The organism is Mycobacterium talmoniae (genome assembly GCF_001854525.1).
Classification (GTDB): domain Bacteria; phylum Actinomycetota; class Actinomycetes; order Mycobacteriales; family Mycobacteriaceae; genus Mycobacterium; species Mycobacterium talmoniae.
Genome location: NZ_MLQM01000049.1, coordinates 1 through 13220 on the forward strand (window position 1 = coordinate 1; position 13220 = coordinate 13220).

Annotated in this window: 11 protein-coding genes and 1 pseudogene; 9 read left to right on the plus strand and 3 right to left on the minus strand. The window is 70.4% G+C overall.

Translation table 11 applies throughout. The annotated features are described in order from the left end of the window. Together BKN37_RS11335 and BKN37_RS11340 are read left to right on the plus strand one after the other, a co-directional pair. Positions 1-422, plus strand: a pseudogene (locus BKN37_RS11335) (cysteine--1-D-myo-inosityl 2-amino-2-deoxy-alpha-D-glucopyranoside ligase); the annotation flags it as partial. A 121-nt stretch (positions 423-543) separates the two neighbouring features. Further along, positions 544-1416: an SDR family oxidoreductase gene (locus tag BKN37_RS11340; protein ID WP_071025701.1), complete on the plus strand. Its 873-nt coding sequence runs from the start codon at positions 544-546 to the stop codon at positions 1414-1416. A gap of 97 nt (positions 1417-1513) precedes the next feature. Here the strand turns inward: BKN37_RS11340 and BKN37_RS11345 are convergent, their stop codons facing one another. After that, entirely contained in the window at positions 1514-2380 is an 867-nt protein-coding gene (locus BKN37_RS11345) for a PAC2 family protein (protein ID WP_071025704.1), read from the minus strand. A gap of 203 nt (positions 2381-2583) precedes the next feature. Between BKN37_RS11345 and metH the strand changes: the two genes are divergently transcribed. The 7 genes from metH to BKN37_RS11380 all read left to right on the plus strand — a co-directional run bounded on the left by metH (position 2584) and on the right by BKN37_RS11380 (position 11496). Beyond that, entirely contained in the window at positions 2584-6321 is a 3738-nt protein-coding gene (gene metH / locus BKN37_RS11350) for a methionine synthase (protein WP_071025707.1), read from the plus strand. A gap of 11 nt (positions 6322-6332) precedes the next feature. Next, positions 6333-7013 carry an HAD family hydrolase gene (locus BKN37_RS11355; protein WP_071025761.1) on the plus strand — a complete coding sequence of 227 codons (681 nt, stop codon included), beginning with the start codon at positions 6333-6335 and terminating at the stop codon, positions 7011-7013. Continuing rightward, positions 7010-8404 carry a sugar porter family MFS transporter gene (locus BKN37_RS11360; protein WP_071025710.1) on the plus strand — a complete coding sequence of 465 codons (1395 nt, stop codon included), beginning with the start codon at positions 7010-7012 and terminating at the stop codon, positions 8402-8404. The genes BKN37_RS11355 and BKN37_RS11360 overlap by 4 nt, the downstream gene beginning before the upstream one ends. Before the next feature lie 33 nt (positions 8405-8437). Then, complete coding sequence (locus BKN37_RS11365) at positions 8438-8719, plus strand: phosphoribosyl-ATP diphosphatase (protein WP_071025713.1); 282 nt, start codon at positions 8438-8440, stop codon at positions 8717-8719. A 5-nt stretch (positions 8720-8724) separates the two neighbouring features. Next, the gene (hisG, locus tag BKN37_RS11370) at positions 8725-9585 is read left to right on the plus strand and encodes an ATP phosphoribosyltransferase (protein ID WP_071025764.1); all 861 of its coding nucleotides are present in this window, start codon (positions 8725-8727) and stop codon (positions 9583-9585) included. Between the two features lie 64 nt (positions 9586-9649). After that, positions 9650-10132: a DUF4126 family protein gene (locus BKN37_RS11375; RefSeq protein WP_071025769.1), complete on the plus strand. Its 483-nt coding sequence runs from the start codon at positions 9650-9652 to the stop codon at positions 10130-10132. Next, the gene (locus tag BKN37_RS11380) at positions 10129-11496 is read left to right on the plus strand and encodes an FAD-containing oxidoreductase (protein WP_071025716.1); all 1368 of its coding nucleotides are present in this window, start codon (positions 10129-10131) and stop codon (positions 11494-11496) included. The genes BKN37_RS11375 and BKN37_RS11380 overlap by 4 nt, the downstream gene beginning before the upstream one ends. Before the next feature lie 10 nt (positions 11497-11506). Here BKN37_RS11380 and BKN37_RS11385 read toward each other — a convergent pair whose 3' ends face one another. Next, on the minus strand, positions 11507-12352 hold the full coding sequence (locus BKN37_RS11385; protein WP_423212781.1) for a thioesterase family protein: 846 nt from the start codon (positions 12350-12352) through the stop codon (positions 11507-11509). Continuing rightward, positions 12349-13185 (minus strand): RecB family exonuclease, encoded by an 837-nt coding sequence (locus BKN37_RS11390; RefSeq protein WP_071025719.1) that lies wholly within the window; start codon positions 13183-13185, stop codon positions 12349-12351. The genes BKN37_RS11385 and BKN37_RS11390 overlap by 4 nt, the downstream gene beginning before the upstream one ends. Positions 13186-13220 lie beyond the last annotated feature (35 nt).

Genomic DNA, 13220 nt, shown 5'->3' on the forward strand with positions numbered 1-13220 from the left:
CCCCCCGCCACTACGTGCACGCCGGCATGATCGGCTGGGACGGGCACAAGATGTCCAAGAGCCGCGGCAACCTGGTGCTGGTGTCGGCGCTGCGCGCCGACCAGGTGGCGCCGGCCGCGATCCGGCTGGGTCTGCTGGCCGGGCATTACCGCGCCGACCGGTCCTGGAGCGCCGAGGTGCTGGCGACCGCCACCGCCCGGCTGCACCGGTGGCGCAGCGCCACCGCGCTGCCCGCCGGGCCGGACGCCGCTGACGTGATCGCCCGGGTGCGCCGGTATCTGGCCGACGACCTGGACACCCCCAAAGCGCTTGCCGCCCTGGATGGTTGGGCCACCGACGCGCTCGACTACGGCGGCCACGACGCCGCCGCCCCGGCCCTGGTCGCCACCGCCGTCGACGCCCTGCTCGGCGTGGCCCTGTAGGTCCGGTCCCCCCGCGAGCTGGGGGCACCTCCCGCTTGCGAGCGTGCGTGTCCCCGGTCGACACGCCGCGCACATTTCCGGGTTTGCGCACGCTCGCCGGCGACCGAGTACCTTCGCGGCTATGACGTCTATTGACTCCCGTGTGGTTCTCATCACCGGCGGCGCCGGGGGCATCGGCGCGGCGGTGGCCCGCCGCCTGCACGCCAAGGGCGCCCGGCTGGTGCTGACCGACCTGGACCAGGCGCAGCTGGACGCGCTGGCCACCGAACTGGGCGACGACCGGGTGCTGACCGTGGTCGCCGACGTGCGTGACCTGGCGGCGATGCAGGCCGCCGCCGAGCAGGCCGTGCAGCGTTTCGGCGGCATCGACGTGGTGCTGGCCAACGCCGGGATCGCCAGCTACGGGTCGGTGCTGCAGGTGGATCCGGCGGCGTTTCGGCGGCTGATCGAGGTCAACGTGCTCGGCGTGTTCCACACCGTGCGGGCCGCGTTGCCGGCGGTGATCGACCGCCGCGGCTACGTGCTGATCGTGTCGTCGCTGGCCGCCTACGCCGCCGCGCCCGGCCTGGCGCCCTACAACGCGTCCAAGGCCGCGGTCGAACATTTCGCCAACGCGCTGCGGCTCGAGGTCGCCCACCACGGCGTCGACGTCGGGTCGGCGCACATGTCCTGGATCGACACGGCGATGGTGCAAGACACCAAGGCCGACCTGTCCACGTTCACCGAGATGCTGGCCAAACTGCCGTATCCGCTCAGCCGCACCACCTCGGTGGACCACTGCGCCCGCGCGTTCGTCAAGGGCATCGAGGGCCGCAAACGGCGGATCAACAGCCCCAGCTGGGTGGGCGCGCTGCGCTGGCTCAAGCCGATCCTGTCCAGCCCGCTGGGCGAGGCCCCGGTGCGCCGGTTCGTGCCCGACCTGCTGCCCCGGATGGACGCCGAAGTCGCCGCGCTGGGCCGCTCCAGCAGCGCCCACACCGAGGCGATCTCCTAGGCCCAGCCATTTGCGCGAAGGTGCGCAAATGTACGCCCATCCCGGCCGCAACCTGGCATTTTGCGCACGCTCGCGCGGGCCGGGGGCCCGCAAAAACTCAGCGCCGACGCCGCCGCAGGTAGCGCTCGAACTCGGCGGCCAGCGCGTCGCCGTCGACCTTGCCCAACGCCTCGTGCATGTCGACCTCGGCGTCGCCGCGCTCCTCCAGGGAGGCCACGTACTCGGCGACCTCCTCGTCCTCGGCGGTCATCTCCGAGACCGCCTGCTCCCACTCCTCGGCCTGGGCCGGCAGGTCGGCCAACGGCACCTCGATGTCCAGCACGTCCTCGACCCGGCGCAGCAGCGCCACCGTCGCCTTCGGGTTCGGCGGCTGCGACACGTAATGCGGCACCGCCGCCCAGAACGTCACCGCCGGGATCCCGGCCGCCACGCAGGCGTCCTGAAACACCCCGGTGATGCCGGTGGGCCCCTCGTAGCGGGTTTCGGTCAGCCCGAAGTGGTGCGCCGACTCGGGGGAGTAGGCCGCCCCGGACACCGGCACCGGCCGGGTGTGCGGCGTGTCGGCCAGCAGCGCCCCCAGGATGACCACGGTCTGGACGTTGAGCTTCTCGATGATGGCCAGCAGCTCGGCGCAGAAGGTGCGCCAACGCATATTCGGCTCCACCCCGTGCATCAACACCACGTCCCGGTCGGCGCCGGGCGGGCGGCAGTAGGAGATGCGCATCGACGGCCACACCAGCTCCCGGGTGACCCCGTCGATCTGCCGGATCACCGGCCGATTCACCTGGTAGTCGTAGTAGGCCTCGTCGTCGATCTCGACCAGCGGATCGGCCTCCCAAATGGAATCCAGGTGCTCCACCGCATCGCTGGCCGCGTCGCCGGCATCGTTCCAGCCCTCGAAGGCCGCGACCACGATGGCGTTGTGCAGTTCAGGCAGCACGGGGCCGTCCGACGGTCGGGTCACAGAATCAGCGTACGGCGTGCGCAAAGATCACGGGCTTGACCGTGCCGGCCGAGTCGGCCCGTTCGTTGGGGCGTTCGTCCCGCCGCTGGGCGACAAAGTAGACTTTCGGTGGTCGAGAGGCGTTGCAACGGTTCGCCGGCCCCTACCGGTAGCCGCCACGCTCGACGGAGTTAAGGACGCCTTCCGCCACGGAGGGAGCCCGCGTGACCAATACTTTCGTGCCCAACATCCGGCCCGACTGCACCGAGGAACTGACGGCTGCGCTGCGCCGGCGGATCATGGTGATCGACGGCGCGATGGGCACGGCGATCCAGCGGGACCGGCCGGACGAGGCCGGCTACCGCGGCGATCGCTTCACCGAGTGGCCGACCGCCCTGCAGGGCAACAACGACCTGCTCAACTTGACGCAGCCGCAGATCATCGACGGGATTCACCGCGAGTACCTCGACGCGGGCGCCGACATCCTGGAGACCAACACGTTCAACGCGAACGCGATCTCGCTCTCCGACTACGACATGGCAGACCTGAGCTACGAGCTCAACTACGTCGGCGCCGCGCTGGCCCGCAAGGCGGCCGACGAGTACGGCACCCCGGAGAAGCCCCGCTACGTGGCCGGCACGCTCGGGCCGACGACGCGGACGGCGTCGATCTCGCCGGACGTCAACGACCCCGGTGCCCGCAACGTCTCCTACGACCAGTTGGTCGCGGCCTACCTTGAAGCCGCGGGCGGCCTGGTCGACGGCGGTGCCGACATCATCCTCATCGAGACGATCTTTGACTCGCTGAACGCCAAGGCCGCGGTGTTCGCCGTCGAGACGCTGTTCGAGGACCGCGGACGCCGCTGGCCGGTCATCATCTCCGGCACCATCACCGATGCGTCCGGGCGCACCTTGTCGGGTCAGGTCACCGAGGCGTTCTGGAACTCCATCCGGCACGCCAAGCCGATCGCGGTGGGCCTCAACTGCGCCCTGGGCGCGCCGGAGATGCGGCCCTACATCGCCGAGATGGCGCGGATCGCAGACACCTTCATCTCCTGCTACCCGAACGCCGGCCTGCCCAACGCCTTCGGCGAGTACGACGAGACCCCGGAGCGTCAGGCCGGCTACATCGCCGACTTCGCCGACGCCGGCCTGGTCAACATCGTCGGGGGTTGCTGCGGAACTGCGCCGCCGCACATCGCCGAGATCGCCAAGGTCGTCGAGGGCAAGCCGCCGCGCGAGCTGCCCACGATCGAGGTGGCCACCCGGCTGGCCGGGCTGGAGCCGCTCAACATCACCGACGACTCGCTGTTCGTGAACATCGGTGAACGCACCAACATCACCGGCTCCGCCCGGTTCCGCAACCTGATCAAGGCCGAGGACTACGACACCGCACTGTCGGTCGCGCTGCAGCAGGTCGAGGCCGGTGCGCAGGTCATCGACATCAACATGGACGAGGGCATGATCGACGGCGTCGCCGCGATGGACCGGTTCACCAAACTGATCGCGACCGAGCCGGACATCAGCCGCGTCCCGGTGATGATCGACTCCTCCAAATGGGAGGTCATCGAGGCGGGCCTGAAGAACGTGCAGGGCAAGCCGATCGTCAACTCGATCTCGATGAAGGAGGGCGAGGAGAAGTTCATCCGCGAGGCACGGCTGTGCCGCAAGTACGGCGCGGCCGTGGTCGTGATGGCCTTCGACGAGCAGGGCCAGGCCGACAACCTGGAGCGCCGCAAGGAGATCTGCGGGCGCGCCTACCGGATCCTGACCGAACAGGTCGGCTTCCCGCCCGAGGACATCATCTTCGACCCGAACTGCTTCGCGCTGGCCACCGGCATCGAGGAGCACGCCACCTACGGGATCGACTTCATCGAGGCCTGCGCCTGGATCAAGGAGAACCTGCCCGGGGTGCACATCTCCGGCGGCATCTCGAACGTGTCATTCTCGTTCCGGGGCAACAACCCGGTCCGTGAGGCGATCCACGCGGTGTTCCTGTACCACGCCATCAAGGCCGGCCTCGACATGGGCATCGTCAACGCCGGCGCGCTGGTGCCCTACGACTCGATCGACCCCGAGCTGCGGGACCGCATCGAGGACGTCGTGCTGAACCGTCGCCCGGACGCCGCCGAACGGCTGCTGGAGATCGCCGAACGGTTCAACTCCTCCGAGAAAGCCGACGACGCGGCTGCCGCCGAGTGGCGCGGTCTCCCGGTCCGCGAGCGGATCACCCACGCCCTGGTCAAGGGCATCGACGCCCATGTCGATGACGACACCGAGGAGCTGCGGGCCGAGATCGCCGCCGCGGGCGGCCGGCCGATCGAGGTGATCGAGGGCCCGCTGATGGACGGCATGAACGTGGTCGGCGACCTGTTCGGCGCGGGCAAGATGTTTTTGCCCCAGGTGGTGAAGTCGGCCCGGGTGATGAAGAAGGCCGTGGCGTACCTGCTGCCCTACATCGAGGCGGAGAAGCAGCCCGGTGACGCCGAGCACACCAACGGCACGATCGTGATGGCGACCGTGAAGGGCGACGTCCACGACATCGGCAAGAACATCGTCGGGGTCGTGCTGCAGTGCAACAACTACACCGTCGTCGACCTCGGGGTGATGGTGCCCGCCGATAAGATCCTGGCCGCGGCCAAGGAGTACGACGCCGACATGGTTGGCCTGTCCGGCCTGATCACCCCGTCGCTGGACGAGATGTCCAACTTCGCCGCCGAGATGGAACGCGAAGGCCTGCAGATCCCGCTGCTGATCGGCGGTGCGACCACCTCACGCGCCCATACGGCGGTGAAGATCTCGCCGCGCCGCAGCGGTCCGGTGGTCTGGGTCAAGGATGCCTCGCGGTCCGTTCCCGTCGCGGCCGCGCTGCTCGACGACAAACAGCGGCCCGCGCTGCTGGAGGCCACCGAGAAGGACTACGCATCGCTGCGCGAACGGCACGCCCAGAAGAACGAGCGGCCGATGCTGACCCTGGAGAAGGCGCGCGCCAACCGGACGCCGATCGAGTGGGACGGCTACACGCCGCCGGTGCCCGCTGCGGGCCTCGGCGTCCGGGATTTCCAGGACTACGACCTTGCCGAGTTGCGCGAGTTCATCGACTGGCAGCCGTTTTTCAACGCCTGGGAGATGAAGGGCCGCTTCCCCGACATCCTCAACAACCCGGCCACGGGCGAGGCTGCCCGCAAGCTGTACGACGACGCCCAGCAGATGCTCGACACCGTGATCAAGGAGAAGTGGCTGACGGCCAACGCGGTGATCGGGTTCTTCCCGGCGAACGCGGTCGGCTCGGGTATCGAAGACATCGAGGTCTACACCGACGACACCCGTACCGAGGTGCTGACCACGTTGCACCACCTGCGCCAGCAGGGCGAGCACCGGGAAGGCATCCCGAACCGGTCACTGAGCGATTACATCGCCCCCAAAGACACGGGTCTGGCCGACTACATCGGCGCCTTCGCCGTCACCGCGGGGCTGGGCAGCGGCGAAAAGATCGCCGAGTTCAAGGCGGCCCTCGACGACTACAGCGCGATTCTGCTGGAGTCGCTCGCCGACCGGCTGGCGGAGGCGTTCGCCGAACGGATGCACCAGCGGGTTCGCAAGGAGTTCTGGGGATTCCAACCCGACGAGCAGTTGGACAACGAGGCACTTATCGCCGAGAAGTACCGGGGAATCCGCCCTGCCCCGGGCTACCCGGCCTGCCCGGAGCACACCGAGAAGGCGACGCTGTGGAAGTTGATGGATGTGCACGAGCGGACCGGCATCGAGCTGACCGAGTCGATGGCGATGTGGCCCGGCGCCGCCGTCAGCGGCTGGTATTTCGCGCACCCGCAGTCGCAGTATTTCGTGGTCGGCCGGATGGCCCAGGACCAGGTCGCCGACTACGCGAGACGTAAGGGCTGGACGCTGAAGGAAGGTGAGCGCTGGCTCAGCTCCAACCTCGCCTACAACCCGGAGGACTGAATTTGTCCACTCTGGGCGCGGTGCTGTGGGATATGGACGGCACCCTGGTCGACTCTGAAAAGCTGTGGGACGTCTCGATGGAGGCGCTGTACACCCGGCTGGGTGGGGTGCTCACCCCGGAGGTGCGGGCCGCGACGGTCGGCGGCTGCGCGGCCGACACCATGCGCATCGTCTACACCGACCTGGATCTCGAGCCCGACCCGGCCGCGATGGCGGCCTCCGCGGACTGGCTGCACAGCTACACCGGGGAGCTGTTCGCCGCCGGGCTGCCCTGGTGCGACGGGGCCCGCGAACTGCTGGATTCGCTGGCCGCGCAGTCGGTTCCGATGGCGCTGGTCACCAACACGCCCCGGGCGCTGGCCGAGCGGGCCCTCGACAGCATCGGCCGACACTACTTCGCGGCGGTGGTGTGCGGCGACGAGGTGCCGCGCGGCAAGCCGGCACCGGACCCGTACCGCCGCGCCGCGGCGCTGCTGGCGCTGCCGCCGCAGCGGTGCCTGGCCATCGAGGACTCGGTGACCGGCGCGGCGGCCGCCGACGCCGCCGGCTGCCCGGTCCTGGTGGTGCCCAACCAGGTTGAGGTGCCCGACGGCCCGCGCCGGCACCGGGTCGCCTCGCTGGCCGGCCTCGACGTCGCCGACCTGCGCGCCACCCACGCCGGGCTGACCGGGATCGGCGACCGCACCGCGTGACCAGCGGCCCGCCGTCGGCGCGCACCGCGGTGCGGGTGGCGGCGGTGGCGGCGCTGGGCGGGCTGATCTTCGGCTACGACGTGTCGCTGATCAACAGCGCGGTCGGGGCGGTGCAGGACGCCTTCCGGGTCGGCAACGGGCTGCTGGGCTTCGCGGCGGCGGCGTCGTTGCTGGGCGGGATGGTCGGGGCGCTGACCACCGGCTGGATCGCCGACCGCGCCGGCCGGCGGGCGGCGATGTTGCTGGCGGCGGCGCTGTTTCTGGCCGGAGCGGTGGGCGCGGGCCTGGCGACCAGCATCGGGGCGCTGATCGGGGGTCGGCTGGTCGCCGGCCTCGGCATCGGGGTGGCGTCGGTGGTCACCCCCGCCTACATCGCCGAGATCTCGCCCCCGCACATCCGCGGCCGGCTCGGCACCCTGCAGCAGCTGGCCATCGTGTCCGGCATCCTGGTGGCCCTGGTGGTGGACTGGCTAATGGCCGAGCTGGCCGGCGGCTCCGGCGGGACGCTGTGGCTGGGGTTGCCGGCCTGGCGGTGGATGTTCCTGGGGGAGGCGGTGCCGGCGCTGCTGTACGGCGCGCTGGTCGGCACCATCCCGGAATCACCGCGGCATCTGATTGCCGTGCACCAGCTTCCGGCGGCCCGGCGGGTGATCGCCCGGCTGTTCGGCGCGGCCAACGTGGACGCCACCGTCGACCGGATCAGCCAGACGCTGCGCCACGAAACCCCGCCGTCGTGGCGCGATTTGCGGCGACCCGCCGGCGGCCTGTACCCGATCGTGTGGGTGGGCCTGGGACTGGCCATCTTTCAGCAGTTCGTCGGCATCAACGTGATCTTCTTCTACTCCAAGGTGCTCTGGCAGGCGGTCGGCTTCGACGAGGGCGCGTCGTTCGCGATCTCGGTGATCACCGCGGCGGTCAATGTGCTGATCACCGTCGTCGCCATCGGCCTGATCGATCGGGTGGGCCGCCGACCGCTGCTGCTGGGCGGGTCGGCGGGTATGGCGGCGATGTTGGCGACGCTGACGGTGACCTTCGCCACCGCCCCGGTGGCCGACGGCAAACCGCACCTGGTCGGGGTGGCCGGGCCGATCGCGCTGGTTGCCGCCAACGTCTTCGTCGTCGCGTTCGCGGTGTCCTGGGGGCCGATCCTGTGGGTGCTGCTGGGCGAGATGTTCCCCAACCGCATCCGGGCGGCCGCGCTGGGTTTGGCGGTGGCCGCCCAATGGGTGGCCAACTGGGTCATCGCGGCCAGCTTCCCGGCGCTGCGCGACGTGCTGCCGTTGGCGTACGGCTGCTACACCGCCAACGCGGTGCTGTCGGGGGTGTTCGTGTGGCGCTGGGTCCGGGAAACCAAGGGCGTGGCGCTGGAGGACATGCCCGGACACGGGTAGCGGCCAAACCGCCGTGACTTTGCTGGCCGCCGCATGACACAATCGCTGCCCGTGAAGACCTTCGAGGAGCTGTTCGCCGAACTCGGTGAGCGTGCGGCCACCCGGCCGGCCGGCAGCGCGACGGTGGCGGCGCTGGACGCCGGGGTGCACGCGGTGGGCAAGAAGATCCTCGAAGAGGCCGGCGAGGTGTGGCTGGCCGCCGAGCATGAGCCGGACGCGGCGCTGGCCGAAGAGATCAGCCAACTGCTGTACTGGACCCAGGTGTTGATGCTGGCGCGGGGGCTGACCCTCGACGACGTGTACCGGAAGCTGTGATGTCGATGTTGCGGGTCGCGGTCCCCAACAAGGGGGCGCTGAGCGAGTCGGCCGCCGAGATGCTGGCGGAGGCCGGCTATCGGCGGCGCACCGACGCCAAGGATCTCACCGTCATCGACCCCGGCAACAAGGTGGAATTCTTCTTCTTGCGGCCCAAGGACATCGCCATCTACGTCGGCTCCGGGGAACTGGATTTCGGCATCACCGGACGCGACCTGGCCCGCGAATCCGAGGCCCCGGTGCGGGAACGGTTGGCGTTGGGTTTCGGGTCGTCGAGCTTCCGCTACGCCGCCCCGGCCGGGCGGGACTGGACCACCGCGGATCTGGCGGGCAAACGGATCGCCACCGCGTATCCGAACTTGGTGCGACGGGACTTGGCCGCCAAGGGCATTGAGGCCACGGTGATCCGGCTGGACGGCGCGGTGGAGATCTCGGTGCAGCTGGGGGTGGCCGACGCGATCGCCGACGTGGTCGGGTCCGGCCGCACCCTGCGGCTGCACGACCTGGTGGCCTTCGGTGAGTCGCTGTGTGATTCGGAGGCGGTGCTGATCGAGGGCGCCGAACCCAACGGCCGCGACGCCCAAACCACGGCCGTCGGTGACCAGTTGGCCGCCCGGGTGCAAGGCGTGGTGTTCGGCCAGCAGTATCTGATGCTGGACTACGACTGCCCGCGCTCGGCGCTGGACCAGGCCGCCGCGATCACCCCGGGGCTGGAGTCACCGACCATCGCGCCGCTGGCCGACCCGGATTGGGTGGCGGTGCGGGCACTGGTGCCGCGCCGCGACGTCAACGCGATCATGGACGAGTTGGCCGCCGTCGGCGCCAAAGCCATCCTGGCCTCCGACATTCGGTTCTGCCGGTTTTGATCTCCGGCGGTGGCTGACCGCGGCGTGTTAGCGTCCGGTGGTCGGGCGGTCCGAGGAGGTCAATGTGACGCACGCCATCGTGCTGCTGCTCGCCCTGTTGATCGGTGTGGTCGCCGGGCTGCGGACGTTCACCGCGCCGGCGGCGGTCGCCTGGGCCAGCCTGCTGCAGTGGATCAACATGGACGGGACGTGGGCGTCGTGGCTGGGCCATCCGGTGACGGTCACCTTGCTCACCCTGCTGGCGGTCGCCGAACTGGTCGGCGACAAGCTGCCCAGCATCCCGAACCGCACGTCCGCGGCGGCGTTTATCGTCCGGGTCATCGCGGGCGGGTTCGCCGGCGCGGTGATCGGCACCGCATGGGCCTACACCTGGACCGCGTTGGGCGCGGGTGTGTTGGGGGCGGTGCTGGGCACGCTGGGCGGCTACGAGGCCCGGACCCGCCTGGTGGCCGCCAACGACGACCACGACCTGTCGATCGCGTTGCTTGAAGACGCCGTTGCGGTTCTGGGCGGCTTCGGCATCGCCGCGTTGACGGCCATCGTGTGACTCGGCGCTTCGACGCCATCGTGGTGGGCGCCGGCCAGGCCGGCCCGCCGCTGGCGGGCCGGCTGACCGCGGCCGGCCACACCGTCGCGGTGGTGGAGCGCAAACTGATCGGCGGGACCTGCGTCAACACCGGCTGCATCCCGACCAAGACGTTGGTGGCCAGCGCGCACGCCGCCCAACTGGCGCGCCGGGGCGCGGAATACGGGGTGGGCACCGGCCCGATCAGCGTGGATATGGCCAAGGTCAAGGCCCGCAAAGACGACATCATGACCAAAGACCGCCGCGGCGTCGAGCAGTGGCTGGACGGCCTGGCCGGCTGCACCGTGGTGCGCGGGCACGCCCGCTTCCAGGATCCGCACACGCTGCGGGTCGGCGATCAGGTGCTGGCCGCCGACCGGATTTTCCTCAACGTCGGCGGCCGGGCGGTGGTGCCCGACATTCCCGGGCTGGCCGACGTCGACTACATGACCAATGTGTCGATCCTGGAACTCGACACGGTGCCCGACCATCTCGTCATCATCGGCGGCAGCTACATCGCGCTGGAGTTTGCGCAGATGTACCGCCGGTTCGGCGCCGCGGTGACCGTCATCGAGAAGGGGCCGCGGCTGGCCGGGCGCGAAGACGAGGACGTCTCGGCCACCATCACCGAAATCCTGCGGGCCGAAGGCGTCGAGATCGTCGTCGGCGCCGACGATATCTCGGTCGCCCACCGCGGCAACGGTGTCCAGGTGAGCCCGCGGGCGGGCGCCGCGCCGATCGACGGCAGTCACCTGCTGCTGGCGGTGGGACGACGGCCCAACACCGACGACCTGGCGCTGGAAACTGCCGGCGTGCAGACCGATTCACGCGGCTACATCACCGTCGACGACCAGTGCCGCACCAACGTCGCTCACATCTGGGCGATGGGGGACTGCAACGGGCGGGGCGCGTTCACCCATACCTCCTACAACGACTTCGAGATCGTCGCGGCCAACCTGCTCGACGACGACCCGCGCCGGGTCAGCGACCGGATCCCCACCTACGCGCTCTACATCGACCCGCCGCTGGGCCGCGCCGGGATGACGGTGGACCAGGTGCGCGCCACCCGGCGCCGCGCGCTGGTCGGCACCCGGCCGATGACCCGGGTCGGCCGGGCGGTGGAAAAGGGTGAGTCACAAGGATTTATGAAGATCGTGGTGGACGCCGACACCGACGAGATCCTGGGCGCGGCGATCCTGGGCGTCGGCGGCGACGAGGCCATTCACGCCATCTTGGATGTGATGTCGGCCAAGGCGCCCTACACCACCTTGGCGCGCACCATGCACATCCATCCCACCGTCAGCGAGTTGATTCCCACCGTGCTGCAAGAGATGTCGCCGCTGTAGCGGCCGTGGGTCAGCCGCGCCGCTGGATCAGCAGCGTCTGCGCGCTGGTGCCGATGAACCCGGTGCGGTCGAACAGTTCGGCGGTGGTCACCCCGATGCCGTCGGGGCCGATGGAGCCGCGGGCCCGCACCCCGAAGTCGACGCCGACCGGAAGCCGGTGCAGGTGCACCACGCTGTCGGTGTTCATGAACGTGAACCGCGCCGGGTCCAGGGCGGCGCCGATGCCGTTGGCGGAGTCGACCACCATCGCCAGCCGCTGCAGCGGCGTGGTGTCGTCGGTGTCCACCAGGTGGGTCAGCGGGCTGAGCCAGGACACCGCCGCCCCGGCCGGATCATCCGGTTGCGGGCGCCACCGCACCGCCTCCAGGTAGCCGGTGGCGTTCCACCAGTGCGGCGGCAGCGGCTGGGCCGGGCCCTCGGTCAGCGGCGGGTGGCGGTCGCGGGCGACGTCGCCGGTGTCGCTGGTGGCCAACGCCCAGGCGCTGACCCGGGCCACCGGGCGCTCGGTGCCGGCGCCGTCGTGCGCCCGCATGTCGGCGGCCAGCAAGCAGATCCGCTTACCGGGCCGCTCCACCCAGGCCCGCACCTTGACCCGGGCGACCGGGACCGCGCCCAGGATTTCCAGGCTGAGCCGACCGATCCGCAGCGAAGTCGGGAGCAGCTCCTCGATGGCCCGGGTCAGCAACGCCAGCGGCGGGGATCCGTGCTGCAGGTCGGCCGCCCAATTGCTGCGGGTGAAATCGGTGGAGTCGAACACCTGGTAGTCCCCGTCGGCGGGCCGCCGACGGTAAAAACACCCGTTGATGCGCCGCTCCTCCTCATCGCTCCGCTCTGCATCGTCGCCGGCGGCGGTCATGCGGCCGGCTCGGAGGGCCAGCCCGGATACGGCGGCGGGGTGCCCCCGAACGCCGGGCACAGCGCCTGATGGGCGCACCAGTCGCACAGTCGCGACGGGCTGGGCCGGAAATCGCCGCTGGCCCCGGCCGAACGGATCGCCCGCCAGATCGCGGTGAGGGTTTTCTCGAACCGCAGCAGTTCCTCGTGGTCGGGGGAGTAGTCGAGCAGCTGGCCGTCGGCCAAATAGATCAGCCGCAGCCGGGTCGGCAGCACCCCGCGGGAGCGCAGCAGCGCCACCGCGTAGAACTTCATCTGGAACAGCGCCTTGGCCTCGGCCAGCGCGCGGGCGGCCGGCGGCGCCTTGCCGGTCTTGTAGTCCACCACCCGCAGCTCCCCGGTGGGGGCGACATCGATGCGGTCCACGAACCCGCGCAGCAGGGTGCCGTCGGCCAGCTCCACCTCGACGCGCTGCTCGCAGCTTTGCGGGTCGAACCGGCGCGGGTCCTCCAGCCGGTAGTAGCCCGACAGCAGCGCGCGGGCCTCCGCCAGCAGCTGGGTCTGCTGCTCGGGGTCCAGCAGCCCGGCCAGGTCGGGGTCGGCGTCGACCACCTGCTGCCAGGCCGGCGTCACCAGCGCGGTGGCGGTGTCCGGGTCGCGCTGGGCGGCGGGCAGGCCGTAGAGCTGCTCCAGCGCGGCGTGCACCACCGACCCGCGCAGCTGCGCCGTCGACGGCGGCTCGGGCAACCGGTCAATCGCCCGGAACCGGTACAGCAGCGGGCACTGCTTGAAGTCCGCCGCCCGCGACGGCGACAACGCCGGCCGGGTGGGTTTGGCTGCCTCCTCCGCGCTCATACCCGGCAGCCTACGAGGAACCCCCGACAGCCCCG